The sequence below is a fragment of the Amycolatopsis sp. FBCC-B4732 genome (genome assembly GCF_023008405.1).
In the GTDB taxonomy this organism is placed as follows: domain Bacteria; phylum Actinomycetota; class Actinomycetes; order Mycobacteriales; family Pseudonocardiaceae; genus Amycolatopsis; species Amycolatopsis pretoriensis_A.
Genome location: NZ_CP095376.1, coordinates 8,307,880 through 8,322,450 on the forward strand (window position 1 = coordinate 8,307,880; position 14,571 = coordinate 8,322,450).

At 69.7% G+C, this 14,571-nt stretch carries 15 protein-coding genes; 7 read left to right on the plus strand and 8 right to left on the minus strand.

The window, feature by feature from the left end; genetic code table 11:
- Position 1 precedes the first annotated feature (1 nt).
- A complete protein-coding gene (locus MUY14_RS37340) occupies positions 2–1,621 on the minus strand; it encodes an alpha/beta hydrolase (RefSeq protein ID WP_247016507.1) in 1,620 nt (539 codons plus the stop codon).
- A gap of 188 nt (positions 1,622–1,809) precedes the next feature.
- On the opposite strand from MUY14_RS37340, the gene MUY14_RS37345 reads away from it, so the two are divergent.
- A complete protein-coding gene (locus MUY14_RS37345; RefSeq protein WP_247016509.1) occupies positions 1,810–2,088 on the plus strand; it encodes a DUF3311 domain-containing protein in 279 nt (92 codons plus the stop codon).
- Complete coding sequence (gene mctP / locus MUY14_RS37350) at positions 2,085–3,740, plus strand: monocarboxylate uptake permease MctP (protein WP_247016511.1); 1,656 nt, start codon at positions 2,085–2,087, stop codon at positions 3,738–3,740. The genes MUY14_RS37345 and mctP overlap by 4 nt, the downstream gene beginning before the upstream one ends.
- A gap of 5 nt (positions 3,741–3,745) precedes the next feature.
- Here mctP and MUY14_RS37355 read toward each other — a convergent pair whose 3' ends face one another.
- Complete coding sequence (locus MUY14_RS37355; RefSeq protein ID WP_247016513.1) at positions 3,746–4,348, minus strand: hypothetical protein; 603 nt, start codon at positions 4,346–4,348, stop codon at positions 3,746–3,748.
- Positions 4,349–4,546: 198 nt separating this feature from the next.
- Here MUY14_RS37355 and MUY14_RS37360 point away from each other — a divergent pair, with 198 nt between their 5' ends.
- Positions 4,547–5,119: a peroxidase-related enzyme gene (locus MUY14_RS37360; RefSeq protein ID WP_247016515.1), complete on the plus strand. Its 573-nt coding sequence runs from the start codon at positions 4,547–4,549 to the stop codon at positions 5,117–5,119.
- Here the strand turns inward: MUY14_RS37360 and MUY14_RS37365 are convergent.
- From MUY14_RS37365 to MUY14_RS37380, 4 genes are all read right to left on the minus strand, one after another.
- A complete protein-coding gene (locus tag MUY14_RS37365) occupies positions 5,116–6,033 on the minus strand; it encodes a bifunctional helix-turn-helix transcriptional regulator/GNAT family N-acetyltransferase (protein ID WP_247016517.1) in 918 nt (305 codons plus the stop codon). The genes MUY14_RS37360 and MUY14_RS37365 overlap by 4 nt on opposite strands.
- A gap of 223 nt (positions 6,034–6,256) precedes the next feature.
- Positions 6,257–6,406, minus strand: coding sequence for a hypothetical protein (locus MUY14_RS37370; RefSeq protein ID WP_167379635.1), 150 nt, complete (start codon positions 6,404–6,406; stop codon positions 6,257–6,259).
- 260 nt (positions 6,407–6,666) lie between these two features.
- Positions 6,667–7,857, minus strand: a complete 1,191-nt coding sequence (locus tag MUY14_RS37375; protein ID WP_247016519.1) for an ATP-binding protein — start codon at positions 7,855–7,857, stop codon at positions 6,667–6,669.
- 153 nt (positions 7,858–8,010) lie between these two features.
- Complete coding sequence (locus MUY14_RS37380) at positions 8,011–8,745, minus strand: MerR family transcriptional regulator (protein WP_247016521.1); 735 nt, start codon at positions 8,743–8,745, stop codon at positions 8,011–8,013.
- A gap of 177 nt (positions 8,746–8,922) precedes the next feature.
- Here MUY14_RS37380 and MUY14_RS37385 point away from each other — a divergent pair, with 177 nt between their 5' ends.
- Positions 8,923–9,462 (plus strand): DoxX family protein, encoded by a 540-nt coding sequence (locus tag MUY14_RS37385; protein WP_247016523.1) that lies wholly within the window; start codon positions 8,923–8,925, stop codon positions 9,460–9,462.
- 51 nt (positions 9,463–9,513) lie between these two features.
- On the opposite strand, the gene MUY14_RS37390 is transcribed toward MUY14_RS37385, so the two are convergent.
- Positions 9,514–10,818, minus strand: coding sequence for an acetyl-CoA C-acetyltransferase (locus MUY14_RS37390; protein WP_247016525.1), 1,305 nt, complete (start codon positions 10,816–10,818; stop codon positions 9,514–9,516).
- A 92-nt stretch (positions 10,819–10,910) separates the two neighbouring features.
- On the opposite strand from MUY14_RS37390, the gene MUY14_RS37395 reads away from it, so the two are divergent.
- Entirely contained in the window at positions 10,911–12,245 is a 1,335-nt protein-coding gene (locus MUY14_RS37395; protein WP_247016527.1) for a 3-oxoacyl-ACP reductase, read from the plus strand.
- Position 12,246: 1 nt separating this feature from the next.
- Entirely contained in the window at positions 12,247–13,080 is an 834-nt protein-coding gene (locus MUY14_RS37400; protein ID WP_247016529.1) for a MaoC/PaaZ C-terminal domain-containing protein, read from the plus strand.
- Here MUY14_RS37400 and MUY14_RS37405 read toward each other — a convergent pair.
- Positions 13,072–13,728: a TetR/AcrR family transcriptional regulator gene (locus MUY14_RS37405; protein ID WP_247016531.1), complete on the minus strand. Its 657-nt coding sequence runs from the start codon at positions 13,726–13,728 to the stop codon at positions 13,072–13,074. The genes MUY14_RS37400 and MUY14_RS37405 overlap by 9 nt on opposite strands.
- 127 nt (positions 13,729–13,855) lie before the next feature.
- On the opposite strand from MUY14_RS37405, the gene MUY14_RS37410 reads away from it, so the two are divergent.
- Positions 13,856–14,518, plus strand: coding sequence for an SCP2 sterol-binding domain-containing protein (locus MUY14_RS37410; protein ID WP_247016533.1), 663 nt, complete (start codon positions 13,856–13,858; stop codon positions 14,516–14,518).
- The last annotated feature ends 53 nt before the right edge of the window (positions 14,519–14,571 follow it).

The window sequence follows — 14,571 nt, forward strand, 5'->3', positions numbered from 1 at the left end:
GTCAGGCGCCCGCGGGCACCGGAAGTGGCATGCCGGGCAGGCTCTGGTCGTTCGGCACGACGCCGTCGACCAGGTAGGCCTCCACGACCTTGTCCACACCCGCGTTGCCGCCGGCGTAGATACCGTGGTCACCCTCGCCGGTGATCGTCAGCATCCGCGAACCCGCGAACGCCTTGTGCGCGCGCCGCGCACCCTCGATCGGCGTCGCCGGGTCGTGCTCCGACTCGACGATCAGCACCGGCGGGACACCCTTGCCGTCCAGCACCGGGAGCGGTGCCGGCTGCTTCTTCCAGAACAGGCACGGCTGGATGAACCAGCCGGCACCCAGGAGCGGCAGCTGCTTGTCGATCAGCTTCTGCGAGTCCTTGATGGCGCTGTTCACGGTGCCGGTCCACGGACCCTCGTTGCACGGGATGGTCCAGAAGCTGGCGTCGTAGGAGTCGCCGTCGGTCGGGACCATCAGCGGCTGCGCGCCGGAGGTCTCGGTGCTCTTGTCGGCGGCCTTGACCTTCTGCGCGGCCGACGACTTCGCCTGCGCCGACGCCGTGCCCTGGGTCAGCGTGCGGACGCTGACCAGGTAGTCGGCGAGACCCGGGAAGGAGCGCTTCGAGTAGATGCTCGAGGCGATGAAGGCGTCCAGCCCGTTGGCCGACACGGTCGAGCCGTCGGGCAGGGTGACCGCGCCCTGGGTCAGGGCGTAGCGGACCTGCTCGTAGGTCTGGCGGGCCGCTTCACCGGTCGTGCCGAAGTGGTAGAGCTTGTCGTACTTCGCCACCCACGGGAGGAAGTCGGAGCGGAAGCGGCGCTCGAAGCCGAGCGGCTGCCAGTCGAACGACTTCTGCCACGTGGTCGTGAACTCCGTCGAGGAGTCGAGCACGAACCGGCCGGTGCGCGTCGGGTAGGCCTGCGCGTAGTGCGCGCCCATCCAGGTGCCCGCCGAGTAGCCGACCCAGTTGATCTTGTCGCGGCCGAGCAGCACGCGCAGCAGGTCGATGTCCTTGACCGTCTGGTCGGTGTTGATCAGCGGGCCCAGCTCGCCGGACTTCTGCTGGCAGGACAGGGCCGCGTACTTCGTCGCCGCGACGATCAGGTTCAGGTTCTGCCGGTTGCGGTCACGCGGGTCGAGGTCCGAGCCGGTGCCGATGGCGCCACCGCACGTGATGTTCGTGCTCTTGCCGGTGCCGCGCGGGTCGAACCCGACGATCTCCTGGTGCTCCCGCAGCTTCGGCTGGTTGCGCAGGCGGGCCGGGAAGTTCCGGCCGGGCGCGCCCGGGCCGCCGGGGTTGGTGACGACGCTGGCGGTCGCGTCCTTGGTCGCCTTCAGGCGGCTGACGGCGATGGTCAGGTCGATCTGGGCGTTCGCCTGGTACCAGTTGCGCGGCGTCTTGTAGGTCGCGCACTCCATGTCCTCGGCGCCGGCGGGCGGGGCCGTCGGCAGCTCGGCGGGGACGGCGCACTTGTGCCAGTCGAGCTTCTGGTTCGCGTACTGCTGCGGGATGTTCGAGGAGTTCAGCGGCTGCTTGCCGGCCGCGGCCTCCTGGCCCGCGAAGGCCGGCGTGAACCCGGCCAGCAGGGTGCCGGCGATCGCCGGGATCACCACCGCGTAGCGGAGTCGTGTCATACGGTTGCCCCTTTTTGGCTTTTCACGTGCGGAGTCCGGCTATTGATATAGGGCTCGCGGAGGCGGGGCAACCGACGTTGGTCGGCAACGGCGGCCGCGGCGATCAAATCGATATCGGACAGACGTGACTCGCTGTCACCCAGGTTCTAAGGTCAGGCGGTCGGTTACGGGAGTGTTAGGTGAGGTCGATGTCGACTGTGAAGCACGACGGAAAGGTGCGCGGGTCGCGGTTCAACCCGTGGAACCTGCTCCTGATCGTCCCGCTGCTGGTCCTGGTCACGCCACTGTTCAACGTGGACGGTCCGCGGCTGTTCGGGATGCCGTTCTTCTACTGGTTCCAGTTCCTCATGGTCGCGGTCGGGGTGCTGAGCACCTGGATCGTCTACCTGATGACGCGGGACAAGCCCACCACGGACGCCCCCGACCGGCTGAGCGTCGACGACCTGGACGAAGGGGACGCTCGATGAGCAACCTGCAGTGGCCCGAACTGATCATCTTCACGATCCTGTTCGCGCTGGTCACCGTCCTCGGCTTCATGGCGGCGCGCTGGCAGCGCGGCGGCGGGCTGGACCACCTCGACGAATGGGGCCTCGGCGGCCGCAAGTTCGGTTCGTGGATCACGTGGTTCCTGCTCGGCGGTGACCTCTACACGGCGTACACCTTCGTCGCGGTACCCGCGCTGGTGTTCAGCGCCGGCGCGCTCGGCCTCTACGCGCTGCCGTACACGATCGTCGTCTACCCGATCGTCCTGCTGCCGGCGCTGCGGATGTGGTCGGTTTCGCGGGTCCGCGGCTACGTGACCCCGGCCGACTTCGTGCGCGGCCGCTTCGGCTCGCCGATCCTCGCGCTGCTGGTGGCGATCACCGGCATCGTCGCGACCATGCCGTACATCGCGCTGCAGCTGGTCGGCCTCGAAGCCGTGCTGCGGACGATGGGCATCAACGGCTCCGGCATCGTCGGGCACCTGCCGCTGCTGATCGCCTTCGTCATCTTGGCGGTCTACACCTACCAGTCCGGCCTGCGGGCGCCCGCGCTGATCGCGTTCGTCAAGGACATCCTGATCTACATCGTCATCCTCGTGGCGATCATATACCTGCCCTCGAAGCTGGGCGGCTGGTCGCACATCTTCGACGCGGCGGCGAAGAAGCTCGGCACGCCGAACCCGACCACCGGCAAGCCGGCCGGCTCGATCCTGCTGACCGCCAACAACCAGCTGCAGTACGCCACGCTGGCGCTGGGTTCGGCGCTCGCGCTCTTCCTCTACCCGCACTCGCTGACCAGCGTCCTCGCCTCCCGCGGCCGCACCGTCATCAAGCGGAACATGGTCGCGCTCCCGGCGTACTCGCTGGTGCTCGGCCTGCTGGCGCTGCTCGGCTACGTCGCCATCACGGCGGGCGTGAAGCCGCTGACGAACGCGGCCACCGGCAAGCCGGACGGCAACACGATCGTCCCGGTGCTGTTCGACAACCAGTTCTCGTCCTGGTTCGCCGGCATCGCGTTCGCCGCGATCGGCATCGGCGCGCTGGTGCCCGCCGCGATCATGTCGATCGCCGCGGCGAACCTGTGGACCCGCAACATCTACAAGGAGTACATCCGCAAGAACGCGACCCCGGCCGACGAGGCCAAGCAGGCGAAGCTCGCTTCGCTGGTCGTGAAGCTCGGCGCGGTGGCCGTGATCATCCTGATCGACCCGCAGTTCTCGATCGACCTCCAGCTCATCGGCGGCGTGCTGATCCTGCAGACGCTCCCGGCCGTGGCGCTCGCGCTGTACACGCGCTGGTTCCACCGCTGGGGCCTGATCGCGGGCTGGGTCGTCGGCATCGGCTGGGGCCTGATCATGCTGTACGGCATCCCCAACCCGGCCAACGGAAAGCTCCACTTCGGCGGCTCGGCGCTGGCGCTGGGCAACATGTCGATCTTCGGCTGGCACCCGTTCTCGGGCTCCCTGGTCCAGATCTACGTCGGCTTCGTGGCCCTGATCGCCAACCTGGTGGTCGCGGCGATCGTCACGGTGATCGCCCGGCAGCTGAAGGTGTTCAACGGCACGGACGACACCAACCCGGCGGACTACCTGGCCGACGAGAACGACAAGGACCTGCGCCCGATCGGCGCTCACTGAGTCCGTTATGTCCTCTGTGGACGGACGAGCACCCGGGAAACGAGGTAGAGCACCACGCCGTTGAGCAGGTGCCAGAGGAAGTGCGTGCCGGCCGGGACGTAGTCGCAGACGTCCCGGTCGAGCGTGCGCAAGCTCAGCGAGAGCGCGAACACCGCCCCCGCCACGACGTAGTGCGTCCAGTACGCGTCGCGCGCGAAGGCGAGCACGGCGGCGAAGACGCCGAGTGCGATGAGGGCGGAGAGGTAGAGCCCGCCGCCGAACAACGCCGTACCGGCGGTCAGCGCGAGGAACGCCGGCGCGGCCACCCACCCCCACCGCCGGCTCCACCGGCGGCGGGCGAACACCACGACGTACACCAGCAGGAACACGAGGATCGCCCCCGAGTCCGCGACGGCCGCCCACCGCGTCGCGAGCAGGTGGAAGCCACTGCTCGCGACGAAGACGAGCCCGATCAACGCGGCGAGCACCCGCCCGGTCCGGTCCCCCTCGGCCAGCCGCCACACGAGCACGGCGGCGACGAGGAACGCGAGGTTGCTGAGACTGTTGAGCGGTTCTCCCCAGAGCCCGGGCCCGACGCGTTCGCAGTACCCGTCGACGTAGTCCGTCACGGGTCCAGCCAACCAGGAATCAGCCGCACGCAGCCAGCCGCTGCGCGAGAATCGTCGTCGCGGTCCGGCACCGGCGCGGTGTGGCACCACGCGATGACGGTCTCGATGTGGAACGCCGACAGCGCGGGCCTGGTGCAGGCCTGCCGTCGTCCGCTTCCGGAGTTTCCCCGGTGAGCAGCGGAAGTTAGCGTGAAGCCCATGAGCGAAGTGAGCCGGTTCCCGGTCGTGGAACTCGAAGACCTGCCCGACGACCTCCGTGCGCGCGTCGGCGCCATCGCGGAGAAGTCGGGCTTCGTGCCCAACATCTTCCGCGCCCTGGGCCACCGCCCCGCCGAGCTGCGCGCGTTCCTCGACTACCACGACGCCCTGATGGAACGCTCCGACGGACTCACCAAGGCCGAGCGCGAGCTGGTCGTCGTCGCCACCTCCGGCGCCAACCACTGCACCTACTGCGTGGTCGCGCACGGCGCCATCCTGCGCATCCGCGCCAAGGACCCCGAGCTGGCCGACCGCGTGTCGAGCAACCCGTGGCAGGTGGAGCTCGACGAACGCGGTCGCGCGATCGTCGACCTGGCCCTGGCGCTCGCCCAGGACTCCGCGCTGTTCGGCGAGGGCGATCTCGAAGCCGCGCGCAACGCGGGCCTGACCGACGACGAGATCTGGGACGTCGGCGCGATCACGGCGTTGTTCGCGATGTCGAACCGCCTCGCCCACCTGACGGCGCTGCGCCCCAACCCGGAGTTCTTCCTGCTCGGCCGCGTGCCGCGCTAGAACGTCAGGCGCCAGGTCTCGTCGGTCAGCTTCGGGCCCCAGTCGGCGAAATCCTCCTCGCGGACGAGCTCGAACCCGGCCGCGCGGTAGATCGAGCGCGCCGCCGTGAGGATGGAGACCGTCGAGAGCTCCATCCCGCGGTAGCCGTGCGCCCGCGCGAACTCGACGCACTCGGTGACCAGGCGCTTGCCGACGCCGTGGCCGCGGGCCGACGGCTCGAGCAGCAGCAACCGCAGCCTCGCCGTGTCCGCGTCCGGCCCGCGGGTGCACGCGATGCCGCCGACGCGCTCGCCGTCGAGCTCGGCGATCCAGAACGCCTGCCGCGGGTCGTCGCGGGTCTCGACGAAGTCGGCGACGATGCGCGCGACGAGCCCCTCGAACCGGTCGTCGAAGCCGTACTCCCGGCCGTAGAGCGAGCCGTGCCGTTCCACCACCCAGCCGAGGTCCCCCGGTCGTGGCGGACGCAGGACGAGCACCGGGTCCCGGCGGCGCTCGCCGACGAGGTCGCCGATCGTGCGCATCGCGGCCAGGAGGCGCTGCTGGTCTTCGTCGGCGAACCGGCCCAGCAGCCCGCCGATCCGGTCGGTCGAGCGCTGGTTGAGCACGGCGAACGCGGCCCGGCCGGCTTCCGTCGGGCGCACGAGCTGGCGGCGGGCGTCCTCCTCGGAGCGTTCCCGCGCGATCAGCCCCCGCGACTCGAGGCGGGCGAGCAGCCTACTCGCGTAGCCGGCGTCCAGGTCGAGGCGTTTCCGCAGGTCAGTGACCGGCAGTGGGTCCTGGTGGGTGAGTTCGAAGAGCACCCGGGCTTCCGGCAGCGAGTACTCGGCGTCCGCCGGGCCTTCGTCGAGCACCCCGATGACGCCGGTGTAGAGCCGGTTGAAAGCGCGGACCGCGGCCACCCGGTCGTTGTTCATTGACCACCTCAACAAGTTCGTTGACGAAGTCAATGATTACTCGACAGGTCCGCGGCGGCAAGTGACTTACCGGGGAAATGGGAAACCCCGCGATGCTGCCAGGTCGGGGGTCCGCCAGCATCACGGGGTCGTACTGGGTATCGACGGCACTTCGCACGTCGTTACACGTTGAGCACTATGTGGCATAGGTCACTCGAATGGGCGACCGCCACGGGGTGAGAGATCAGCGCATGTAGCCCGAGCGAGCCTGCGCGATCGCGATGAGTTCCTGACGGACCGTCGCGGTCGCGGCGGTGTCGATCGCCCGGTTCAGCGCCCGGCGAGTGCGAACCTCGGCGCGACGGGCACGGAGCTTGGCGGCGATGTTGTTCATCGGTTTCTGCATCCCCTTCGGAGGGTCTCGGTGGTTGTGCCTCTAGTATGCACCTTTTTTCACAAGGAATCCAACGAATGTCCGGTGATGTGGCGCACTCGCCGATGAATCATCGGCAAACGTGGGTATGCGCCGGAGAGATTGGGGGTGGCCGCGGTCACGCGTAGGCAACCCGCTACCAAGATCTAGCCATGTCTAGCAAATGGGCAATAAAACCTTAGGGACGCTCATAGAGCGCGAGACACCGGGAAAAGCCCAGGTCAGTCGCGGCTGAGCAGGTAGTGGCCGAAGTGCGGCACGGTGAAGGCGATCTGCCCCCGCTCGGCGGAGTAGACGAGGCCCTTCTTCATGAGGCTGTCGCGGGCCGGCGACAGCGAAGACGGCTTCCGCCCGAGGAAGACGGCGACGTCGGCGGTGCCGGCGGGTTCGTCGCGCCCCTGCGTCAGCTCGGCCATCGCCTGCAGGTACTCGCGCTCGGCCGGCGTCGCGCGCTCGTAGCGCGAACCGAAGAAGCCGACCGCCAGCTCCGACTCCGCCTCGGGCGCCGCGACCTGGACGTCCTTGACCGTGATCGGGTCGGACGGCGCCGCGTCCCAGGCCGCCTTGCCGTAGGCCTGGATGAAGTAGGGGTAGCCGCCGGAGGCGTCGAAGAGCGCGTCGAGGGCTTCCGGCTCGATGCCGGCGTCCTCGCGTTCGATCGGCGCCATCACGGCGAAGTCGGCGTCCTCGCGCTCGAGCCGGTCGATGCGCGCGTAGCGGAAGAGCCGCTCGGAGTACGACTTGGACGCCGAGAGCACGGCGGGCACGTGCGGCAGCCCGGCGCCGACGACGACCAGCGGCGCCCCGGACTGCGACAGCTCGTGGCAGGCCGCGCAGAGCGCGGAGACGTCGTCGGGCTGGAGGTCCTGGATCTCGTCGATGAACACCGCGACGCCGGTCCCGACGTCCGCGGCCAGCTCGGCGACGTCGGTGAACAGCTCGACGAGGTCGATCTCGATGTCCCCGGAGTCGGCCCGCCCCTGCGCGGCGGGCACGTCGATGCCCGGCTGCCACCGATCGCGCAGCTTCGCGTCGGCCTTGTTGGCCCGGAGCGCGAACGCCTTCAGGACACCGAGTACCTCTTCGACCCGGTCCGGCGCCCGGTGCCGCACGGCGAGGTCCCGGATGGCCCGGTGCAGGGCGGCGGAAAGCGGCCGCCGCAGCTCGGCGTCCGGCCGCGCCTCGATCTTCCCGGCCCCCCACTTGTGCCGCACGGCCATCGCGCGCAGCTCCCCGAGCAGCACGGTCTTCCCGACCCCGCGAAGCCCGGTGAGCACGAGACTGCGTTCAGGTCTCCCCCGCGCGACGCGCTCCAGCACCACTTCGAACGCCTTGAGCTCACGCTCGCGCCCGGCCAGCTCGGGCGGCCGTTGCCCGGCGCCCGGCGCGAAGGGGTTGCGGATGGGGTCCACTCTGCCAAGTTATCGGCGTATCTAGCGCGAGCCCGATATTCCGCCATAGACGGCTAGGCGTGTCGCCGAGGTTCGACCGGATGGCCGTACATAGAGACGAACAGGTCTGCAGCCCTGCTCGTCCCTACCCCCAGCGCGCACTACGACGTCGCGCTAGTCGCTCAGGTTCCGTTCCGCGTAGATCTTCATCGCGTCGCGGACGAATTCCGCGCCCGCACCCTCGAACCCGTAACGCGGATCGTCGACGTACAGCTGACCCAAGCCCGCGAAGTACCCCGCGGACACCGACGACACCGCCGGCTTGAGCCACGCGTGCAGCCGGCGCGTGATCGCCTGGACCTCGTCGTCGTCCGCCGTGAGCCCGGCCGCGTGGGCCGACCCGAACGCGGCGGCGATGTCGCGCTGCTCCTGCTGGTGGGCCTGCTTCTCCTCGGCCGACAGCGAGCTCCACCACTGGTCACCGCGGCGGTAGGCGTCGGCGCCCCAGCGCTCGGTGACCTCCTTTTCGTAGCGGGTGTGGTCGAAGCCGTCGAAGACTTCTTCTGCCATCAGTCGTTCACCTCCCTTCAGTTTCCGTAGCGTGGTCCGGACCGAATCGATCTGCCGTCCGATCCGCCGCTGCTCCTGTTCGAGCAGCTCCAGGTGGGTCTCGAGCGCCGCGACGCGGTCGCGTTGCCCGTCCAGGACCTCCGCGATCGCCGGCAGCCCGAGGCCGAGTTCGCGCAGCAGCAGGATCCGCTGCAGCCGGACGAGCGCCTGCTCGTCGTAGTAGCGGTAGCCGTTGCTGCCGACGCGGCTGGGCTCGAGCAGGCCGACCGCGCCGTAGTGGCGCAGCGTCCGGCTCGTCGTCCCGGCCGAGCGGGCGATGTCCTGGATCGACCACTCCATGCCGTCGACGATAGGAGTTGACGCTGCGTCAAGGTCAACCGCTAAAGCTTTCTAGTGCTCTCTAGCGATACCGCGAGATTCGCGCAGAAACACCGATGAGGGTTCGACGGCGGGACGAGCGGGCACTCAGCGAGTAGGTTCGACCAGGCAGCGGCCCGTACGAGGAAGGCAACGACCGTGATACTCCGTCGAGTGGCACGCCCCCTGCTGGCAGCGATGTTCGTGACCGGCGGGATCAATGCGCTGAGGCATGCCGAGGGGCACGCGAAGGCGGCGGAACCGTTCCTCAAGGGCGCGTTCGACAAGGTCGGCGACGTCGTCCCGGAGCAGGTTCCGCGCGACCCGGTGACGCTCGTCCGCATCGACGCCGCCGTGAAGATCGGCGCCGGCCTCGCGCTCGCCACCGGCAGGGCGCCGCGGCTCGCGGCCGGGCTCCTGCTCGGCAGCCTGGTGCCGACGACGCTCGCCGCGCACAGCTTCTGGACCATCAAGGACCCGGGCGAGCGCCAGCAGCAGCAGATCCAGTTCTTCAAGAACGCGAGCATGGCCGGCGGCCTGCTGCTCGCGGTCAGCGACACGCACGGGAAGCCGTCGGCGGCTTGGCGCGCGCGTCACGCCGCGAAGGACGTCGGCGCCGCGGCCGGGAAGCTGAGCCGCAAGGCCGAGAAGCGCGCGAACAAGCTCGCGAAGCGCGCCCAGAAGGCGCTCCCCAGCTAGAACGCGAAAAGGGCCGCCCCCCGCGAGCGAGGGGCGGCCCTTTTTCGTGCGCTACTTCTCGAGGATCGCGGTGACGCCCTGGCCGCCGGCCGCGCAGATCGAGATCAGGCCGCGGCCGGACCCCTTCTCGTGCAGCAGCTTCGCCAGCGTGGCGACGATCCGGCCGCCGGTCGCGGCGAACGGGTGCCCGGCCGCCAGCGACGAGCCGTTGACGTTCAGCTTCGCCCGGTCGATCGAGCCCAGCGGCGCGTCCAGGTCCAGCTTCTCCTTGGCGAACGCCGGGTCCTCCCACGCCTTCAGCGTGGCCAGCACCTGCGAAGCGAACGCCTCGTGGATCTCGTAGAAGTCGAAGTCCTGCAGCGTCAGCCCGGCCTTCGCGAGCATCCGCGGCACGGCGTACGCGGGCGCCATCAGCAGGCCCTCTTCGCCGTGGACGTAGTCGACGGCCGCGGTCTGCGAGAACGTCAGGTACGCCTGCACCGGCAGGTTGTGCGCCTTCGCCCACTCGTCGGTGGCGAGCAGGACCGTCGACGCACCGTCGGTCAGCGGCGTCGAGTTGCCCGCCGTCATGGTGCCGTCCGGGCCGCCGAAGGCCGGCTTGAGCTTGGCCAGCTTCTCCGCGGTCGAGTCCGCGCGCAGGTTCTGGTCGCGCGCGAGCTTGAGGAACGGCGTCACGAGGTCGTCGAAGAACCCGCGGTCGTAGGCCGCGGCGAGGTGCTGGTGGCTGGCCGCGGCCAGTTCGTCCTGCGCCTCGCGGGTGATCTCCCAGATCTTCGCGGTCAGGGCCGCGTGCTCGCCCATCGACAGCCCGGTGCGCGGCTCGGAGTTGCGCGGGATCGCCGGGACGATGTGGCCCGGGCGGATCTTCGCGACGAGCTTGAGGCGGTCGCCGAGCGTCTTCGCGCTGTTGAGCTGGATGAGGATCTGCCGGAGGTCCTCGTTGACGGCCAGTGGCGCGTCGCTCGTGGTGTCGACGCCGCCGGCGATGGCCGAGTCGATCTGGCCGAGCGCGATCTTGTTGGCGACGTTGACGATGGCCTGCAGACCCGTGCCGCACGCCATCTGGACGTCGGCGGCGGGTGTCGCGGGCGAAAGCTTGCTGCCCAGCACGCTCTCGCGGGCCAGGTTGAAGTCCTTCGAGTGCTTGAGCACGGCGCCGGCCGCGACCTCGCCGATCACCTCGCCCTGCAGGGAGAACCGGCTGACCAGGCCGTCGATCGCGGCGGTGAGCATGTCCTGGTTCGACGCCTTCGCGTACGGGCCGTTCGACCTCGCGAAGGGGATCCGGTTGCCCCCGATGATCGCGACCTTGCGCACGGCAGGCGCCTGCTTTGGTTGCTTCGGCTTCGGCGGCATGAACTCACCTCTCTGGTCGTGTCTCTCACACTGTAACCTACTGGGGAGTAGGTTAGACTGCGACGTGACGCAGACTGCACGGGAGGCAACCGATGGCTGACAGGTACCAGCAGTTCACGAAAACCCCGGTGGGGAAGTTCGTGGTGCCGAAGCTCGGCCTGCCCAGTCCCGCGACGCTGCGCCGGTACCAGCCCGGGCAACCCGCCCTCGAGGGTCCCGCACTTCTCGGCGCCGCGCCCGGCGGGCGGCTGGAAAAGACCCTTCGTGACCAGCTCGCCGACGCGGGCATCGAGGTCGTCACTTCGGCCACCGACCGGCACGCCGCGCTCGTCTTCGACGCCACCGGCATCACCGAGCCCGCTCGTCTGCGCGAGGTCTACGACTTCTTCCACCCGGTGATCCGCAGCGTCGGGCCGTCCGGCCGCGTCGTCGTCCTGGGTACGCCGCCGGAGCAGGTCGACGGCCGCGAGCGGATCGCGCAGCGCGCGCTCGAGGGCTTCGTGCGCTCGGTCGGCAAGGAGCTGAAGCGCGGCGCGACCGCCCAGCTCGTGTACGTCGCCGAAGGCGCCGAAGAGGCGACCGAGTCGACCCTGCGCTTCCTGCTTTCCGCGAAGTCCGCGTTCGTCGACGCGCAGGTCATCCGCATCGGCGCCGAGGGCAAGACGGCTTCCGCGCCCGCGAACTGGGAGAAGCCCCTCGACGGCAAGGTCGCGCTGGTCACCGGCGCGTCCCGCGGCATCGGCGCGGCGATCGCCGAGGTGCTGGCCCGCGACGGCGCCCACGTCGTCGCGCTCGACATCCCCGCGCAGGGCGGCGACCTGTCGAAGGTCGCGAACAAGGTCGGCGGGTCGGCGCTGCAGCTCGACATCACTTCGCCGAGCGCGCCCGCGAAGCTCGCGGAGTACCTGAAGGAGCGTCACGGCGGCGTCGACATCGTCGTGCACAACGCGGGCATCACGCGCGACAAGACGCTCGGCAACATGAGCGAGAGCGCGTGGGACTCGGTGATCGCGGTGAACCTGGCCTCGCAGCTGGCGGTGAACGACAAGCTGCTCGCCGACAAGGTGCTGCGCGAGAACGGCCGCATCATCGGTGTTTCGTCGATCGCGGGCATCGCCGGCAACGTCGGCCAGACGAACTACGCGACGTCGAAGGCGGGCGTGATCGGCATGGTGAACGTCGGCGCCCCGCAGCTCGCGGCGTACGGCGGCACGATCAACGCGGTCGCGCCCGGCTTCATCGAGACCAAGATGACGGCGGCGGTCCCGCTGTTCATCCGTGAGGCCGGCCGCAGGCTCTCCAGCCTCGGCCAGGGCGGCCTCCCGGTCGACGTCGCCGAGACGATCGCCTGGTACGCGAACCCGGCGTCGGCCGCGGTGAACGGCAACGTGGTCCGCGTCTGCGGCCAGGCGCTGCTGGGGGCCTGACGTGGTGATCCGCGAACTCGACAGCACGCCGAGCCTGGCGACGCTGTACCCGAAGGCGCTGCTCGGCCTGCGTAAAACGGGCTCCTCGCTGCCGGACACCGAGCTGGTCCGCACCGGCTTCACCGTCGACCCGGTACACCTGGCGGCGTACAACACGGTGTGCGGCTTCCGGCTGAGCGACGAGCTGCCGGCGACGTACCCGCACATGCTGGCGTTCCCGCTGCAGATGGCGCTGATGACCGAACCGGGGTTCCCGTTCCCGCTGCTCGGCATGGTCCACGTGGCGAACCGGATCACCCAGCACCGCGCGCTGCGGCTGAGCGAGCCGCTCACGATCCGCGTGCGCGCGGAGAACCTGCGCCCGCACGAGCGCGGGCGTCAGTTCGACGTCGTCAGCGAGGCCTGGGCCGGCGACGACCTGGTGTGGGTCGACGTGAGCACGTACCTGCGGCGAGGTTCGTCGTCGGGATCTTCCTCACGGCGTGACCAGCTGGCCCCGCCGACCCCGGACGCGATCTGGCGGATCCCGGGCGACATCGGCCGTCGCTACGCGGAGGTTTCGGGCGACCGCAACCCGATCCACCTGCACCCGCTGACGGCCCGCCTGTTCGGCTTCCCGAAGGCGATCGCCCACGGCATGTGGACGAAGGCCCATGCACTGGCGTCGTTCGAAGGCCGCCTGCCGGAGGCGTTCACGGTGGACGTCCGCTTCAAGCAGCCGGTGTTCCTGCCGGGCAAGGCGGGCTTCACGTCGTGGTCCACTCCGGAGGGCTGGGCGTTCGAGCTGTGGAGCAAGACGAAGCCCCACCTGGACGGCACGATCACCTCACTCTGAGGGCTTCCAGACCTCGCCCTCGATGAGGTCGTTGAAGCCGAGCCAGACGAGGTTCATCAGCCACGACGCCAGGACGCCGTCGGAGATGTCGGGGTGGTCGAGGGCCCAGTCGGCCAGCGATTCGGCCGCCCCGACCAAGGCCGCGGAGAGGCCCTCGCCGGAGAACTCGGCCTGCTCGCCGACGCCCTTGCGGGTCCCGGCGGACACGACGAGCGCGGCGACCAGCTGGATCGCGCGCGCCCGCATGTCGGTGATCTCCGCGGCGAAGGTCCCGCCGACGGTCAGGGCCTGGCGGTGCAGGACCGTCCACGACTCGCGGTACTCGGCGACGAAGCGGTAGAAGGACCGCAGGCCGTGCCAGAGCTGCATGTCGGGTGGCAGGTCGGGCTGCACACCGGCCTGGATGGCCTCGAGCAGCCGCGTCGCCTCGCGGCGGATGCAGGCGCCGAAGAGGTCCTCTTTGGAGCCGAGGTAGGTGTAGATCATCGGCTTCGAGACACCGGCGACGTCGGAGATCTCGTCCATCGACGCCGCGTGGTAGCCGTGGCGCGAGAAGACCTGGACGGCCGCGTCCAAGATCTGCCGCTCGCGCACGGCACGGGGCAGCCGCCTTGCCCGTTCGGGCGGACGCTGATCATCCTCTGACACGCTGGACCTCCTCGTTGCTGCCCGGAGACGGTACCGGGCGCGACCACGGCAGGGTGATTTCGGCACGCTTGCCCGCCTACCTACTGGCGGGTAGCCTTACGCATGGGTAACCGGAGAGGGAGTGACCATGGCCGACAACGCCGGGATGACCAGCGCCGATCGCGTCGCGACCCTCCGCGGGGCGGCGCTGCTGGACGCGCTGGAGCGCCTCGACCCGCTGAGCCCCGAGGCGCACGCCCTCGACGTCAACGCCCTGGCCGACGCGCTCAACCCGCGCGATCTCGGCAAGGACGACTTCCGAAGACTCTTGAACGCTCTGCTCAGGCTGGCCGCCCGCGCCCCGGCGTTCGACCTGAGCAAGGTCGAGCCGGCCCGCTTCGCGTCCCTGGTGTCCTCGGCGTCGCGCGCGCAGCTGGAGAGCGTCGTCGCGGAGCGCCCCCTGCGCGAGCGCGTACTGGACGAGATCTTCGCCCGCATGGGCGCCCACATCAGGCCGGACCGCGCCCGCGACCTGCACGCGGTGGTCCATTGGCGCCTGTCGGGCGGAGCGGGCGAAGGCGGCTACGACCGCTACGAGACGGTGATTTCCCACGGCTCGTGCACGGTCAGCCGGGGGGCGCGCGCCACTCCCCGAGTCACGATCACGATAGCGCCGGCCGACTTCTTCCGGCTGATCACGCACCAGGCAACCCCGGCGGTGCTGTTCGTCACGGGAAAGATCAAGGTCAAGGGCGACTTGGCCTTCGCGGCGGGCCTGATCGGATTCTTCGACCTCCCCCACCCCGTATAGTCAGCATCCGTGCCCCGAAAAGCGAAGTGGCGCCTTTCCCGGCCCCGAGCGAT